Genomic DNA, 12,748 nt, shown 5'->3' with positions numbered 1-12,748 from the left:
ACCCTCCCCCGAGGGGGAGGGAGACGCCGGTCGTCAGCCCCACGGCCCCGACCGCGACGGCGTCGACGGCACGCTCGTCGAGACCCCCGCTGCGACGAAGGTCGGGCGCCGCAGGGCCAGACCCATACCGACGCCCAGCTCCATCAGGGCCTTCACACGATTGCCGGTGGCCGGATGGGTCGAGAACAGGTTGTCGGCGCCGCGTCCCGCCAGCGGGTTGATGATGAACAGCTGGCCCGAGGCCGGATTGCGCTCGGCTGTCGGATTGACGATGCGGCGGGCCGAGTCGTCGATCTTCTGCAGGGCCGAGGCGAGGGCCTCGGGGTCGCCGGCGATCTCCGCGCCGATGCGGTCGGCCTCGTATTCGCGGCCGCGGCTGATGGCCATCTGCACCAGGCCCGCGGCCAGGGGCGCGAGGATCATCAGGGCCAGGGTTCCGAGAATGCCGCCGGGCCGTTCGCGGTCGTCGTCGCCGCCGAAGAACAGACCGAAATTGGCCAGGGCGGCGATGGCCCCGGCGACCGTCGCGGTGACCGTCATGGTCAGGGTGTCGCGGTTCTTCACATGGGCCAGCTCGTGGGCCATGACGCCGCGGATCTCGTCGCGGGTCAGCATGTCCAGCAGGCCGGTGGTGGCGCAGACGGCGGCGTTGGCCGGATTGCGGCCGGTGGCGAAGGCGTTGGGCTGATCGTTGGGGATGATGGCGACCACGGGCCGCGGCAGGCCGGCGTCGCGGGCCATCTGCGCCACGTCGGCGACATAGGCGCGGACCACGGCGTTGGGATGCTGTTCATCGACCGGCTGGGCCCGGTACATCCTGAGCACGATCTTGTCGGCGTTCCAGTAGCTGAACAGGTTCAGGCCGCCGGCGAAAACCAGGGCGATCAGCATCCCCGTCGCGCCACCGATCATATAGCCGACGCCCATGAAGAGCGCGGTCAGCGCCGCCAGGAGCGCGAAGGTTTTCAGGTGGTTCATGTCGGTTTTACTGGATCGGTGCTGGCGCCTGCGGGGCGAACCCCTACCTTGTGGAGATCAACGCCCAGCTCAAGGCGAGGCCGCTGTGACCGATCATCCCACCCCCCAACCCGACGCCACGCCGGCTTTGAACGGCGACGTGCCGCACGCCACGCCCGATCGGCCGCTGAGCGAGGTCGCGCGCCGCGCCCTGCTGGAGGCGGCCGAACGCCGGGCGGCCGCCGCGACGGGGGAGCTGCCGACCGAACACGGCGGGCCGCGCGGGCCCGAGCCGACCCGCTATGGCGACTGGGAGAAGAAGGGTCTGGCGGTCGATTTCTGACCCTGCCCCGGATCGGGAGAACGAAGGCGGGCGAACGGCGTTAACCCTGCTGATCAGGGAGACGCCGACATGATCCGTCCGTTCGCCGCCGCCGCGGTTTTCGCCACCCTCGCGCTCGCCGGAGCCGCCGCGTCCCAGACGTACGGGCAGCCTGTCTATCTCAATGCGTACGGCCGGCCGGTCGGCGGGACGCCGCTGTCGGAGGTGGAGACGCGGTCCTATGTCGAGACGGGCCGCTGGGCCGACGGCTATTCCGACCGGCCGCAGGTCCATGTGCCCGCGCCGGGATATGGCCGGCCGTATGTGAGCTACGGCCCGGGCTATCGCTCCTACGGATATGGCGGCGGTCACCGGTACGGGCATGGAGACGGCTATCGCGACGGCCATCGGCATTACAATCCGCGGCCGCACCCCGGCTATCGCGACGCATGGGGCTACGACGACGACCGGCCGCCGTCGGCCCGGCGCGGGCGGAGCGATCGGAGCTACCGCTATCGCGATGATCGCGGCTGCGGCTGCGCCGATGTCTATTTCCATGACCGCTGATCCGGTCAGACTCGCGCCGGTAAGGTTAAATTGGACGCTCCGGGGGGAAAGAAGCCGGCCCGGTTTCACTCCTCCGGTGTAATCCGAACCCTTTTCTTTCCAGAGACTTAGGATGGGCTCAACACCGGAGCCTGTCTCATGCGTATGCTTACCGTCGCGGCCGGAGCCGCTCTCCTGATCCTCGCCGCGGGCCCCGCGCTCGCGGGCGGTCCGACCGGCGGCGGGCGTCCCGGCTGCGGCGGCGGCTGCCATCCCGGGGGCGGGGGCCGGAACGTCAACATCAACGTCAATGCGAACGCCAGCGCGAGCGCCTTCGCCGGCGCTTCCGCCCACTCGTACCTGAACGCGCGCGCCTACAACGTGGGCGGCGCGCGCGGCGCAGTCGGAGGCGGCGTGGTCTATGTCGGCGGCGGATACGGCGGGGACGCGGGCGTCGTCTACGGCGGGCCGGTCTGGTACAACGAAGCGCCCTACGAGGGCCAGGCCTGCGCCCCGGCCCCGTTCGGCTATGTCCTGGGCGGTTTCGGCCGCGACGAGCGTTACGCTCCCGTCTGCGGCAGCCGGTACTATGAGGACCGCGACCGGGGCGGCCGCTACGGCTACAGCGAGCGCCACGAGTCCTATGAAGAGAGCCGGTACGAGGAAAGCCGGTACGAGTCCTATGAGGAGTACGGCGCGTTCGAAGCCCGCGCCGGCTATCGCGACGCGGACTACGGGCGCCGGGAAGAACGTCACGAGGATCGGGGCGGCGATCACGCCTGGGGAGCCCGCGAATACGACCGGGGCTATATGGACGGGCGCCGCGACTGCGATTGCCGGCCCGACGGCCGGGATGGCGAGCCCTACTTCCGCGAGCCGGAGCCCGCTCCGTACGGCTATGCGCCGGAGCCTCCGCCCGCCCCCGTTTACGAAGCCCCCATGACGCCGAACCAGTACTACGGCATCGGCGGCGAAGCGCCTCCGCCCCGGCAGTATTACAGCCAGGAACCCGGCGAGCGCGGCTAGGCGGGGCTCATCCCGGCGACGATGGCCGAGGCGGCCTGGACGGGATCCCCGGCGCCGACCACGGGCCGGGCCACGACCAGATGGGTCGCGCCGGCGCCCAGGGCCTCGGCGGGGGTCGCCACGCGCTGCTGGTCGCCCTTGTCCGCGCCCGCGGGCCGCACGCCCGGGGTGACGATCAGGAAGTCGGGCCGGCCCGCCGCCGTGGCGATCTCGCGCACGCGGGCGGCCTCAAGCGGGCTGGAGACCACGCCGTCGACGCCGCAGTCCAGCGCCTGCCGCACTCGCCGCTCGACCAGGTCCGCCGCGGAGAAGCCGTAGCCGATCTCGGCCAGGTCGGCGTCCGACAGGCTGGTCAGGACGGTGACGGCCAGAAGTTTCGTATCCGAGCCTGACGCGTCGCGGCCCCTGACCGCGCCGCGCATCACCTGGGGTTCGGCGTGGACGGTCAGCAGGTCGCAGCCGCCCTCGGCCACGGCGCGGGCCGCGCCTTCGACCTGGGCCCCGATGTCGTGCAGCTTCCAGTCCTGGAAGACGAACCTGCCCCGCGCCCGCAGATCGTGGGCGAAGGCGACCCCGCCGGGCCGGGCCAGCAAGGTCAGGCCGATCTTGTAGCTGCTGACCGCCTCGCCCAGCCGGTCGACCATGGCGCGGGCCGCGTCGAGGGACGGCAGGTCGAGGCCGACGATCAGGCGGGGGTCGGTCAGCACGGGGGTCATGGCGTCGCTCCTTTTCGACCGTCAGGGCTGGACGCGCGCGCGGGCGTCAGCCTTGATGGGCCGCGGTTGGGTGAATTGCAGGGCGAGGTCAGCACATGGACGCGGTCGATCTGGGCGTCAACCTGTTCGTGGCCCTGTTCGCCCTGGTGGATCCGATCGGCAACATTCCGATCTTCGCCGCGGCGACGGCGGGCGCGACCATGCGCCAGCGGCTGTCGGTGGCCGGGCTGATCTGCCTGTTCGCCGCCGCCTTCCTGGCCTTCTTCTTCTTCACCGGCCTGGGCCTGCTGCAATTCTTCGGCATTTCGCTGGCGGCGTTCCGGATCGCCGGCGGCATACTGCTGCTGCTGCTGGGCCTCGACATGACGCGCGAGGACTTCCTCAAATCCTTCACCGACACCGACACGGGCAGCGACCCGCTGGACGTGCGCGGCTATGCGCGGCGGCGTTTCCAGCGGCTGGTGGTGCCCTTCGCCATCCCCCTGATGATCGGGCCGGGGGCCATCTCGACCATCATCATCCAGGCCGGCGAGGCGTCGAAGATCGGCTATCAGGGCCAGGTCGCGGGCATGGCCGCGATCATCGCGGCCTGTATCGCCACCTTCCTGTGCTTCGCCCTGACGGGTCCGATCAGCCGCGTCCTCGGCGAGGTCGGCATGTCGATCATCGTCCGCGTCCTCGGCCTGATCCTGTGCGCCCTCGCCGTCCAGTTCATCCTGATGGGCCTGTCCGAAGCCCTGCCCGGCATGATCTCGGGCGCCGTGACCACACCCTATCCGGCGGGCGGGCACTGACGCCGAAAGACCTGCGGTAGGCGGCGAATTCCGTCGAGGAATTGGAGGACGGTTTTCGGAGGAATTCGAAGACGGTTTCCGGCCCGAACGTGCGACATGGAATACAGCGGAAACTGCTGTCCGGGTCAGATGCGCTTCAGCCGCTTCGCATGGCCGCCGACCATGTTCAGGGCCATGCGGTCCGGCAGGTGTTTGGCCAGACCGGCCAGCAGATTGTTCATCGCCCCCGGCGTGACCTTCGGCCGGTTGGCCTCGCAGGCTTCGTAGCCGACGCGGGCGACGTGGTCGGCGGTCTGCCACATCCAGGCGGGATAGGCCGAGGCGACCTGGTCGCGCGTGCCGTTGGCGTCGTGGAACTCGGTCAGGGTGTAGCCGGGGCACAGGGCGGTGACGTGGACGCCCGTTCCGCGCAGCTCGAGGTGCAGGCCCTGCGAGGCCTTGATCAGGAAGCTCTTGATCGGGCCGTACAGGGTGTCGCCGCCGGTGGCGGGCATCTGGCCGGCCAGCGAGGCGACGTTGAGGATGCGGCCGTAGCCGCGCTCGACCATCCCGGGGGCGAACAGCCGGGCCAGTTCGACCGGCGCGGCCAGCATGACGCGGATCATGGCGGCGTGGGCGGCCGGGTCGGTGCTGAGGAAGCCCGCCGTGCGGCTGAAGCCGGCGTTGTTGATCAGGCCGTCGATGTGGAGGCCGCGGTCCTGCAGGGCGTCGTAGAGACGTCGGGGCGCGGCCGGGTCGGCGAGGTCTTCGGTCAGGACCGTGGTCGCGGCGCCGCTGTGCGAGAGGTCTTCGGCGAGGGCGTTCAGCGGGGCCTCGCGCCGGGCGGTCAGAACCAGATCCCAGCCATGCCCGGCATAGACCCGGGCGAGGGCGGCGCCGATGCCGGCGGACGCGCCTGTGACCAGCACGACCGGCCTCGGCCGCGAGGGCAGGCTCATCTCAGGCGGCGACCGGGCAGGATGCGTGGGGGGCGAAGGCGGCCAGCGAGGCGGGATCGTGATCCAGCAGGTCGGCGATGGTGATCTTCGACAGGGCCGCGCCGGCGGCCTGGTCGGCGGCGGTCAGGGCCTTGGCCACCTGACGCGGGATGTGTTCGCTGACCGGGCAGCCCTTGGCTCCCGCCGGCGGCGAGCCCAGGTGGGCGCAGCCGTTGACGGCGCGCAGCACGGTTTCGAGCGAGATGTCCTCGGGCCGGTGCAGCAGCCAGGCTCCGCCCGAGGCCCCGGGCCGGGTGGCGATCAGCCCGGCCTTGGCCAAAAGGGCGGTCACACGCCGCACGACGACGGGGTTGGTCGGGATGGAGGCGGCCAGAATCGCGCTCGCGGCCGCGTCGGCGGGCGAATAGGCGCCCTTGTGGGCCAGATAGGCCAGGGCGTGGGCGGCGACGGGAAATCGTTGACTGTCTGACATGGCGTTGGCCCCAAGATAGGCGTTGCGCGCCTCTTTCACAAACCGGCCGGGTTCACGGCCGGGCGGCCGGGAACCTTCGCACTCGCAGCACGATTGAACCGCGCAATGAAAGGGCCTAAAGGCTCGCCGCTCTTTTGATGGGAACCGCGCTGTGCGGGCTCCCGGAGGAACTTCATGGCCGGGGCCCCTCCCCAAGGTGAAGACGGCCCGGGCGCCGCTCCCCCCCAGACTCCGCAGGACAAATCTGTCGCTCCGGCCCATCCGCACCCTGCGGCGGCCGGCGAGGGCGGTCACGTCAAGGCGGGAAAATGGGGCCTGATCATCGGCGCCATCGGCGTGGTGTTCGGCGACATCGGCACCAGCCCGCTCTACGCCATGCGCGAGGCCCTGCATCACAGCCGCAGCGGCGGCACGGCCGAGCTGGCCGTGCTGGGCGTGGTCTCGCTGGTGTTCTGGGCCCTGATCCTCGTCGTGACCCTGAAATACGTCGTCTTTCTGATGAAGGCCGACAACAAGGGCGAGGGCGGCACCCTGGCCCTGATGGCGCTGGCCCAGCGGGCCATGGGTCGACGCTCGGGGCTGGTCTTCCTGCTCGGGGTCTGCGGCGCGGCGCTGTTCTATGGCGACGGCGTGATCACCCCCGCCATCTCCGTCGTCTCGGCCGTCGAGGGCCTGCGCGACGCGCCCGGCATCGGCAGCGCCCTCAGCCCCTTCATCCTGCCGATCGCGGCGGGCATCCTGATCTCCCTGTTCATGATCCAGTCGCGCGGCACCGCCAGCGTGGCCCGATTCTTCGGCCCCCTGACCGCGGTGTGGTTCCTGATCCTGGCCGGGCTGGGCCTGTGGCACATCTTCGACGACGTCTCGATCCTGCGCGCCCTGTCGCCGCATTTCGGCGTCCTGTTCCTGATCGACAACGGCTTCCTCGGCTTCGTCATCCTCGGCAGCGTCTTCCTCGCCGTGACCGGGGCCGAGGCTCTCTATGCCGACATGGGCCATTTCGGTAAGGCGCCGATCCGCCAGGGCTGGCTGATCTTCGTCCTGCCCTGCCTGACCCTGAACTACCTCGGACAGGGCGCCCTGGTGCTGGCCAGCCCGGCGGCCGTCGCCAATCCATTCTGGATGATGGTCCCCGAGTTCGCCTACTGGCCGGTCCTGATCATGGCCACCATCGCCACGGTCATCGCCTCGCAGGCGGTGATCACCGGAGCCTTCTCGGTGACCCAACAGGCGGTCCAGCTGGGTCTGCTGCCGCGTATCGACATCCGCAACACCTCCGAAACCCAGGCGGGCCAGATCTTCGTGCCATCGGTGAACCTGATGCTCATGATCGGCGTCCTGGCGCTGGTGATGACGTTCCAGACCTCCACCGCCCTGGCCGCCGCCTACGGCATTGCGGTGACCGGCTCGATGTTCGTCGACACCCTGCTGGCCTGGTTCATCGTGCGCCGCCTGTGGAAATGGAGCCTGCCGCTCAGCCTGGCGGCGATCACCCCCTTCATCGCCATCGACCTGGTCTTCCTGACCTCCAACATGCTGAAAATCCCGCAGGGGGCCTGGTTCCCCCTGGTGCTCGGCGCGGCCCTGATCGTGCTGATGTGGACCTGGGTCCGTGGCACCCAGATCATCTCGGAGAAGACGCGCAAGGACAGCCTGCCGCTGACCGACCTGATCGAGATGCTGCGCGCCCGCCCGCCCCACCGGGCCCCCGGCACGGCCATCTTCCTGACCTCGGACCCGGACATCGCCCCGGTCGCCCTGATGCACAATCTCAAGCACAACAAGGTGTTGCACGAGAAGAACGTCATCCTGACCGTGCGCACCACCGACCGGCCGCGCGTTTCCGAGGCCGACCGCGTGCACATCGAGCCGATCTCGGACGACTTCAAGAAGCTGGTCATCTCCTACGGCTTCATGGAACAGCCCAATGTGCCCAAGGCGCTCAATGTCTGCCGCAAGCAGCGGGGTCTGAAGTTCGACATCATGTCGACCAGCTTCTTCCTCGGCCGCCGCTCGATCATCCCCTCGGCGAACCAGGGCATGCCCCTGTGGCAGGATCGCCTGTACATCTTCCTGATGCGCAACGCCGCCAATCCCACCGACTTCTTCCACATCCCGCCCGGACGGGTCGTCGAGCTCGGCACCCAGGTGTCGGTGTGAGCCGCGAACCGGCCGCCGGTCGCAATTCCGCCGCCCGGGGCCGCCGCATGGCCGACAAGTCGAGGGGCCCGCGCCCGCCGAAGGTCGAGCTGCCGCGCGACGAGGCCGCCGACATCGGCGTCGAGGCGCGGCTGGCCGCCGGCATCCTGCTCAATGCGGCGCTGGAAGGCCGGGGCGGGCTGGACGCCGCCCTGTCGTTCCGCGAGGTCTCCAGCCTGCCGGGTCCGGACCGGGCCTTCGCCCGCGCCGTGGCCATGGCCGCCTTGCGCCGGCTGGGGGAGATCGACCAGATCCTGGACCGCAAGCTGCAGAAGGGTCCGCCGCTGGCGGTGCGCACCATATTGCGCGTGGCCCTGGCCCAGATGCTGATCCTCGAGACGCCGGCCTTCGCGGCGGTGTCGACGGCGGTCAAACTGGCCGAGCGCGAACCGAAGACGCGGCCCTACAAGAATCTGGTCAACGCCGTGCTGCGCGGCATCGACCGCGAGGGCCCGGGCCTGACCACGGCCGAGAGCAATCTGCCCGAGTGGCTGGCCGCCCGCTGGCGCGCCTCGTACGGCGAGGCGGCGCTGGTCGGACTGGCCCTGGCCGCGCGCGAGGAGCCGGCCACGGATCTCAGCGTCAGGCCGGAGGTCGATCCGGCCGCCGTGGCCGAGGCGGTCGAGGGCGAGGTCCTGCCGGGCGGTTCGGTCCGCACCGGGCGTCGCGGGGACGTCGCTTCGTGGCCGGGTTTCGACGATGGCGTCTGGTGGGTCCAGGACGCGGCGGCGGCCGTGCCGGGACGCCTGCTCGCTCCAAGGGCCGGCGAGGCCGTCATCGACCTGTGCGCCGCCCCGGGCGGGAAGACGCTGCAGCTGGCGTCTTCCGGCGCAAGCGTCGTGGCGCTGGATCGGTCGGCCGTGCGGCTGAAGCGCCTGACCGACAATCTGCAACGGACGGGTCTGGACGCCGAAGTCGTCGCCACGCCCGCCGAGGACTGGGACGACGATCGCATGTTCGACGCCGTCCTGCTGGACGCGCCGTGCACGGCGACGGGGACCTTCCGGCGCAATCCGGAAGTCCTGCGGGCCACCAAGCCCGCCGACGTGGCCAAGCTGGCCGACGTCCAGCACCGGCTGCTGGACGCCGCCGCCGAACGGGTCAAGCCGGGCGGGCGGCTGGTCTATTGCGTCTGTTCGCTGGAGCGCGAGGAGGGCGAGACCCAGATCATCGCCTTCCTGCGCCGCAACCCGGCGTTCAAAACCGCCCCCGCCGATCCGGCCGCCGTCGGCGCGCCGGACGAGGCGCTGACGCCCGAGGGCTGGCTGCGCATCCTGCCGTCGATGTGGGCGGAAAAGGGCGGCCTGGACGGTTTCTTCGTCGCCCGTCTGGACCGCGTCGCCTAAGGCTGCCGTCCGTCCAGCACGGTGTAGGTGATCGCGGTCCGCACGTTGAAGCCCAGCGTCTCATAGAGGGCGATGGTCGCCGCGTGCGCCGCATAGGCGTGCAGGAAGGCCTCTTCGCCGCGCTCCAGGATGCGCTGCGTCACGACCCGCATCAGGGCGCTGGCGTAGCCGTGGCCGCGGTGGTCGGGATGGGTGCAGACGCCCGAGACCTCGGTGAAGCCCGCCGGACGCATCCGCTCGCCCGCCATGGCGATCAGCTTGCCGTCCTGCTTCACGCCGATGAAGTCGCCGAGGCGATGGGTCTTTTCGAAGAAGGGGCCGGGGACGGTCAGGGTCGCCAGCGCCAGCATATCGGCGGCGTCGGCTTCGCCCAGCGGTTCGAAGGCGAGGTCCCGTCCGCCGGCGGTCAGGGTCGAGGCGGTCATCTGCACGCAGGGCGCCTGACTGCGGACCCGCGCGCCGGGCGGCAGGTGCGTTTCGCCCGTCTCGACCAGACCCAGGCCGTGGGGGGAGGTGTTCAGGTCCGTCAGCGCCTGCAAATTCCCCGGCGAGGCGTCGGCGGCGGCCCCGAACAGGGCCCAGGCCGGGTCGAAGCGCAGGGCCCGCGCATCGCCGATCGAGAGCGCGGCCTGACGACTGGTCAGGGCGCTCCACACCGGGCGGTCGAGGGGATGGGGGAGGCTCATGGGCCTGAATTAGCGCAAGCGGAGCCGTTCGCCAGAGGCGGAGCGATGCGGCGTCCGGAAGCCGCCGTCAGGGGCGCCAGAAGCCGACGATCTTCTTGACCTCGTCCACCACCGGATCGGCGATGGCGGCGGCGCGTTCGGCGCCGTCCTTCAGCACCCGGTCGATCTCGGCGGGCTCGGCCATCAGCCGGCGCATCTCCGCGGTCACCGGGGCCATGGAGGCGACCGCGAGGTCGGCCAGTTTGGGCTTGAAGGCGCCGAAGCCCTGGCCGGCGAACCCGGCCAGCACGGCCTCGCGGCTCACGTCGGCGAGGGCCGCATAGATGGTGACGAGGTTCTTCGCCTCGGCGCGGCCTTCGAGGCCTTCCAGCGTCTCGGGCAGGGGATCGGGGTCGGTGCGGGCCTTGCGGATCTTGGCGACGATGGCGTCGGCGTCGTCGGTCAGGTTGATGCGGGACTGGTCCGACGGATCGGACTTGGACATCTTGGCCATGCCGTCGCGCAGGCTCATGACCCGCGGCGCCGGTCCCTGGGTCAGGGGTTCGGGCAGGGGAAAGAAGCCGGGCGCGTTGAAGTCGGTGTTGAACTTCTGGGCGATGTCGCGGGTCAGCTCCAGATGCTGCTTCTGGTCCTCGCCGGTCGGCACCTCTGTGGCCTTGTACAGCAGGATGTCGGCGGCCTGCAGCACGGGATAGGTGTAGAGGCCGACGGACGAGCGTTCCTTGTGCTTGCCCGACTTCTCCTTGAACTGGGTCATGCGGTCCAGCCAGCCGAGGCGGGCGACGCAGTTGAGGATCCATGCCAGTTCGGAATGGGCGCGCACGGCCGACTGCGGCCAGATGATCGACTTCGACGGATCGAGGCCGGAGGCCAGATAGGCGGCGGCGATCTCGCGCGTCTGGGCGGTCAGCTTGTCCGGATCCTGCCAGACGGTGATGGCATGCAGGTCGGCCACGAACAGGAAACAGGGCGCGCCGGTATCCTGAAGCTGGGTGAACCGCTTCAGGGCGCCGAGATAGTTGCCCAGATGCAGGGCGCCGGAGGCCTGGATGCCCGACAGGACACGGCGCGGGCCGGTGTAGGCGGGAGCGGCGGCGGGGGAGGCGTCGGTCATCAATCCAGTCCGGTCGGCGGCCCGTCTGTCTTCGGGGCGCCAGGTTCACGCTTCAACGTCGCCTTCAGTTCGGCCACGCTGACGGCGCGGAAAAGCACGATGCAGACGCCATAGACAAGGGCGCCGGCGCCGCAGACGACCAGGACCGCGATTTCCTTGGTCAGAAAAACACGACTCAGGGTTTCGTAGCCAAGGCCGGCGACCACCAGCAGACCGGCCATCACGGCGCTGGCGACCAGCACACGGGTCAGGCGCGAGAGGAAGGCCGGCGAGGGTCGCCAGACGTGCTCGCGCATCAACGTCCCGACCAGCAGGGCGACATTGATCCAGGCCGACAGGCTGGTGGCGATGGCCAGGCCGAGCACGCCGTCGACGCCGATGCGCGACAGCCAGAAGAACAGGATGGACCCGAACACCACGGTGAAGGCCACCGCGGTGACGGCGTAGATCATCGGCCGGCGGGTGTCCTCGCGGGCGAAGAAGGGCGGGGTCAGCACCTTGGCGAGAACGAACGCCGGCACGCCCCAGGCGAACTGGCGCAACACGTCGGCGGTGCGGGCCGCGTCCTCGCTGGTGAAGGCGCCGCGAGTCACGGTGGCGTCCATGATGAAGAAGGGAATGACGAACAGGGCCACGGCGGCGGGCAGGGTGAAGGCCATGGCCAGGGTGATGCCGTCGTCGAGCGTCTTGCGCCCGCCCTCGTGGTCCTCCGTGACGAAGGCCCGGGTCAGGCGCGGCACCAGGGCCAGACCGATAGCGACGCCGATCAGACCCAGCGGCAGCTGGTACAGGCGATCGGCGTTGTAGAGGACCGACCGGGCGCCTTCATCGGATCCGGCCAGCATCTGGCTGACCACGGAATTGATCTGCATGGCGCCGCCCGCCATGGCGCCGGGCACGGCCAGGGCCAGGGCCCGCTTCACATTGGGCGTCAGGCGCGGCCACGACAGCCGGATGGTCACGCCCAGCCGCTGCACGCCCCACCACAGCAGCCCGGCCTGGATCACGCCGGACAGTGTGACTGCGGCCGTGACCCACAGCAGGACCTCCGGCTGGCTCGCCGGTATGACATAGGCGGCCAGCAGCGGCGCGAGGGTGCACAGGTTCAGGAACACCGGCACGCCCGCCGACAGGGCGAAGCGTCCGCCCGTGTTGAGCACCCCGGATAACAGGGACGCGACCGTCATACAGGCCAGATAGGGCATGGCCAGCTGGGTCGCGGTGACCGCCACGGACATGACGCCGGCCTGATCGCGATAGGCCGACAGCAGCCAGGGCATGATCCACGGCATCAGAACCTGCAGCAGGATGCAGAAGCCCGCGACCACCGCCAGCATGAAGGACATGGCCTCGGAGGCCGTGACCGCCGCGGCCGCTTCACCTTCGCGGGCCCTGACGCCGCCGTAGACGGGCACGAAGGCCTGGGCGAAGGCGCCTTCGGCGAACAGGCGGCGGAACATGTTGGGCAACATCAACGCCGTGGTGAAGGCGTCCATCATCGGCCCCTGACCGAAGCGGGCGGCCAGAGCCATGTCGCGGGCGAAACCGAGGATACGGCTTCCCAGCGTCAGGGTCGCTTGCACCAGGGTGTTGCGGGCCAGGCTCATGAAATGCTCGGAAAGGGGTTCTGGA

Annotated in this window: 13 protein-coding genes; 6 read left to right on the top strand and 7 right to left on the bottom strand. The window is 70.1% G+C overall.

Annotated elements, in window-relative coordinates; translation table 11 throughout:
* Window positions 1-33: 33 nt before the first annotated feature.
* Entirely contained in the window at window positions 34-978 is a 945-nt protein-coding gene (gene htpX / locus VN378_RS08435) for a zinc metalloprotease HtpX (protein ID WP_325742821.1), read from the bottom strand.
* Window positions 979-1,063: 85 nt separating this feature from the next.
* On the opposite strand from htpX, the gene VN378_RS08430 reads away from it, so the two are divergent.
* From VN378_RS08430 to VN378_RS08420, 3 genes are all read left to right on the top strand, one after another.
* A complete protein-coding gene (locus tag VN378_RS08430; RefSeq protein WP_325742819.1) occupies window positions 1,064-1,300 on the top strand; it encodes a succinate dehydrogenase assembly factor 4 in 237 nt (78 codons plus the stop codon).
* Between the two features lie 69 nt (window positions 1,301-1,369).
* Window positions 1,370-1,846: a hypothetical protein gene (locus VN378_RS08425; protein ID WP_325742817.1), complete on the top strand. Its 477-nt coding sequence runs from the start codon at window positions 1,370-1,372 to the stop codon at window positions 1,844-1,846.
* A gap of 138 nt (window positions 1,847-1,984) precedes the next feature.
* On the top strand, window positions 1,985-2,851 hold the full coding sequence (locus tag VN378_RS08420) for a hypothetical protein (RefSeq protein WP_325742815.1): 867 nt from the start codon (window positions 1,985-1,987) through the stop codon (window positions 2,849-2,851).
* Here VN378_RS08420 and pyrF read toward each other — a convergent pair.
* Window positions 2,848-3,558 carry an orotidine-5'-phosphate decarboxylase gene (pyrF, locus tag VN378_RS08415; RefSeq protein ID WP_325742824.1) on the bottom strand — a complete coding sequence of 237 codons (711 nt, stop codon included), beginning with the start codon at window positions 3,556-3,558 and terminating at the stop codon, window positions 2,848-2,850. The two genes, VN378_RS08420 and pyrF, sit on opposite strands and share 4 nt — an antisense overlap.
* A gap of 104 nt (window positions 3,559-3,662) precedes the next feature.
* Between pyrF and VN378_RS08410 the strand changes: the two genes are divergently transcribed.
* Complete coding sequence (locus VN378_RS08410; protein WP_325742813.1) at window positions 3,663-4,361, top strand: MarC family protein; 699 nt, start codon at window positions 3,663-3,665, stop codon at window positions 4,359-4,361.
* A 125-nt stretch (window positions 4,362-4,486) separates the two neighbouring features.
* On the opposite strand, the gene VN378_RS08405 is transcribed toward VN378_RS08410, so the two are convergent.
* Both VN378_RS08405 and VN378_RS08400 read right to left on the bottom strand, forming a co-directional pair.
* Window positions 4,487-5,299, bottom strand: a complete 813-nt coding sequence (locus VN378_RS08405) for an SDR family oxidoreductase (RefSeq protein ID WP_325742811.1) — start codon at window positions 5,297-5,299, stop codon at window positions 4,487-4,489.
* 1 nt (window position 5,300) lies between these two features.
* The gene (locus VN378_RS08400) at window positions 5,301-5,771 is read right to left on the bottom strand and encodes an Rrf2 family transcriptional regulator (RefSeq protein ID WP_325742809.1); all 471 of its coding nucleotides are present in this window, start codon (window positions 5,769-5,771) and stop codon (window positions 5,301-5,303) included.
* A 174-nt stretch (window positions 5,772-5,945) separates the two neighbouring features.
* Between VN378_RS08400 and VN378_RS08395 the strand changes: the two genes are divergently transcribed.
* Together VN378_RS08395 and VN378_RS08390 are read left to right on the top strand one after the other, a co-directional pair.
* Window positions 5,946-7,931 (top strand): potassium transporter Kup, encoded by a 1,986-nt coding sequence (locus tag VN378_RS08395; protein ID WP_325742808.1) that lies wholly within the window; start codon window positions 5,946-5,948, stop codon window positions 7,929-7,931.
* Window positions 7,932-7,978: 47 nt separating this feature from the next.
* The gene (locus tag VN378_RS08390) at window positions 7,979-9,316 is read left to right on the top strand and encodes an RsmB/NOP family class I SAM-dependent RNA methyltransferase (protein WP_325742807.1); all 1,338 of its coding nucleotides are present in this window, start codon (window positions 7,979-7,981) and stop codon (window positions 9,314-9,316) included.
* Here the strand turns inward: VN378_RS08390 and VN378_RS08385 are convergent.
* From VN378_RS08385 to murJ, 3 genes are all read right to left on the bottom strand, one after another.
* Window positions 9,313-10,002 carry a GNAT family N-acetyltransferase gene (locus VN378_RS08385; RefSeq protein ID WP_325742805.1) on the bottom strand — a complete coding sequence of 230 codons (690 nt, stop codon included), beginning with the start codon at window positions 10,000-10,002 and terminating at the stop codon, window positions 9,313-9,315. The two genes, VN378_RS08390 and VN378_RS08385, sit on opposite strands and share 4 nt — an antisense overlap.
* Window positions 10,003-10,069: 67 nt before the next feature.
* Complete coding sequence (gene trpS, locus VN378_RS08380) at window positions 10,070-11,116, bottom strand: tryptophan--tRNA ligase (RefSeq protein ID WP_325742803.1); 1,047 nt, start codon at window positions 11,114-11,116, stop codon at window positions 10,070-10,072.
* Window positions 11,116-12,723, bottom strand: a complete 1,608-nt coding sequence (gene murJ, locus VN378_RS08375; protein WP_325742801.1) for a murein biosynthesis integral membrane protein MurJ — start codon at window positions 12,721-12,723, stop codon at window positions 11,116-11,118. The genes trpS and murJ overlap by 1 nt, the downstream gene beginning before the upstream one ends.
* Between the last annotated feature and the right edge of the window lie 25 nt (window positions 12,724-12,748).

Origin of the sequence: Brevundimonas sp., assembly GCF_035561115.1 — a bacterium.
Lineage (GTDB): Bacteria > Pseudomonadota > Alphaproteobacteria > Caulobacterales > Caulobacteraceae > Brevundimonas.
Note: the sequence above shows the minus strand (reverse complement) of the source record. Positions and strands in the feature narration are given on the sequence as shown.

What these genes read in the sequence shown, in the direction of transcription:
- trpS (WP_325742803.1), bottom strand. Translation starts at nt 11,116, where the DNA reads ATGACCGACGCCTCCCCCGCCGCCGCTCCCGCCTACACCGGCCCGCGC.
- htpX (WP_325742821.1), bottom strand. Translation starts at nt 978, where the DNA reads ATGAACCACCTGAAAACCTTCGCGCTCCTGGCGGCGCTGACCGCGCTC.
- VN378_RS08385 (WP_325742805.1), bottom strand. Translation starts at nt 10,002, where the DNA reads ATGAGCCTCCCCCATCCCCTCGACCGCCCGGTGTGGAGCGCCCTGACC.
- murJ (WP_325742801.1), bottom strand. Translation starts at nt 12,723, where the DNA reads ATGAGCCTGGCCCGCAACACCCTGGTGCAAGCGACCCTGACGCTGGGA.
- VN378_RS08405 (WP_325742811.1), bottom strand. Translation starts at nt 5,299, where the DNA reads ATGAGCCTGCCCTCGCGGCCGAGGCCGGTCGTGCTGGTCACAGGCGCG.
- VN378_RS08395 (WP_325742808.1), top strand. Translation starts at nt 5,946, where the DNA reads ATGGCCGGGGCCCCTCCCCAAGGTGAAGACGGCCCGGGCGCCGCTCCC.
- VN378_RS08410 (WP_325742813.1), top strand. Translation starts at nt 3,663, where the DNA reads ATGGACGCGGTCGATCTGGGCGTCAACCTGTTCGTGGCCCTGTTCGCC.
- VN378_RS08420 (WP_325742815.1), top strand. Translation starts at nt 1,985, where the DNA reads ATGCGTATGCTTACCGTCGCGGCCGGAGCCGCTCTCCTGATCCTCGCC.
- VN378_RS08390 (WP_325742807.1), top strand. Translation starts at nt 7,979, where the DNA reads ATGGCCGACAAGTCGAGGGGCCCGCGCCCGCCGAAGGTCGAGCTGCCG.
- VN378_RS08400 (WP_325742809.1), bottom strand. Translation starts at nt 5,771, where the DNA reads ATGTCAGACAGTCAACGATTTCCCGTCGCCGCCCACGCCCTGGCCTAT.
- VN378_RS08425 (WP_325742817.1), top strand. Translation starts at nt 1,370, where the DNA reads ATGATCCGTCCGTTCGCCGCCGCCGCGGTTTTCGCCACCCTCGCGCTC.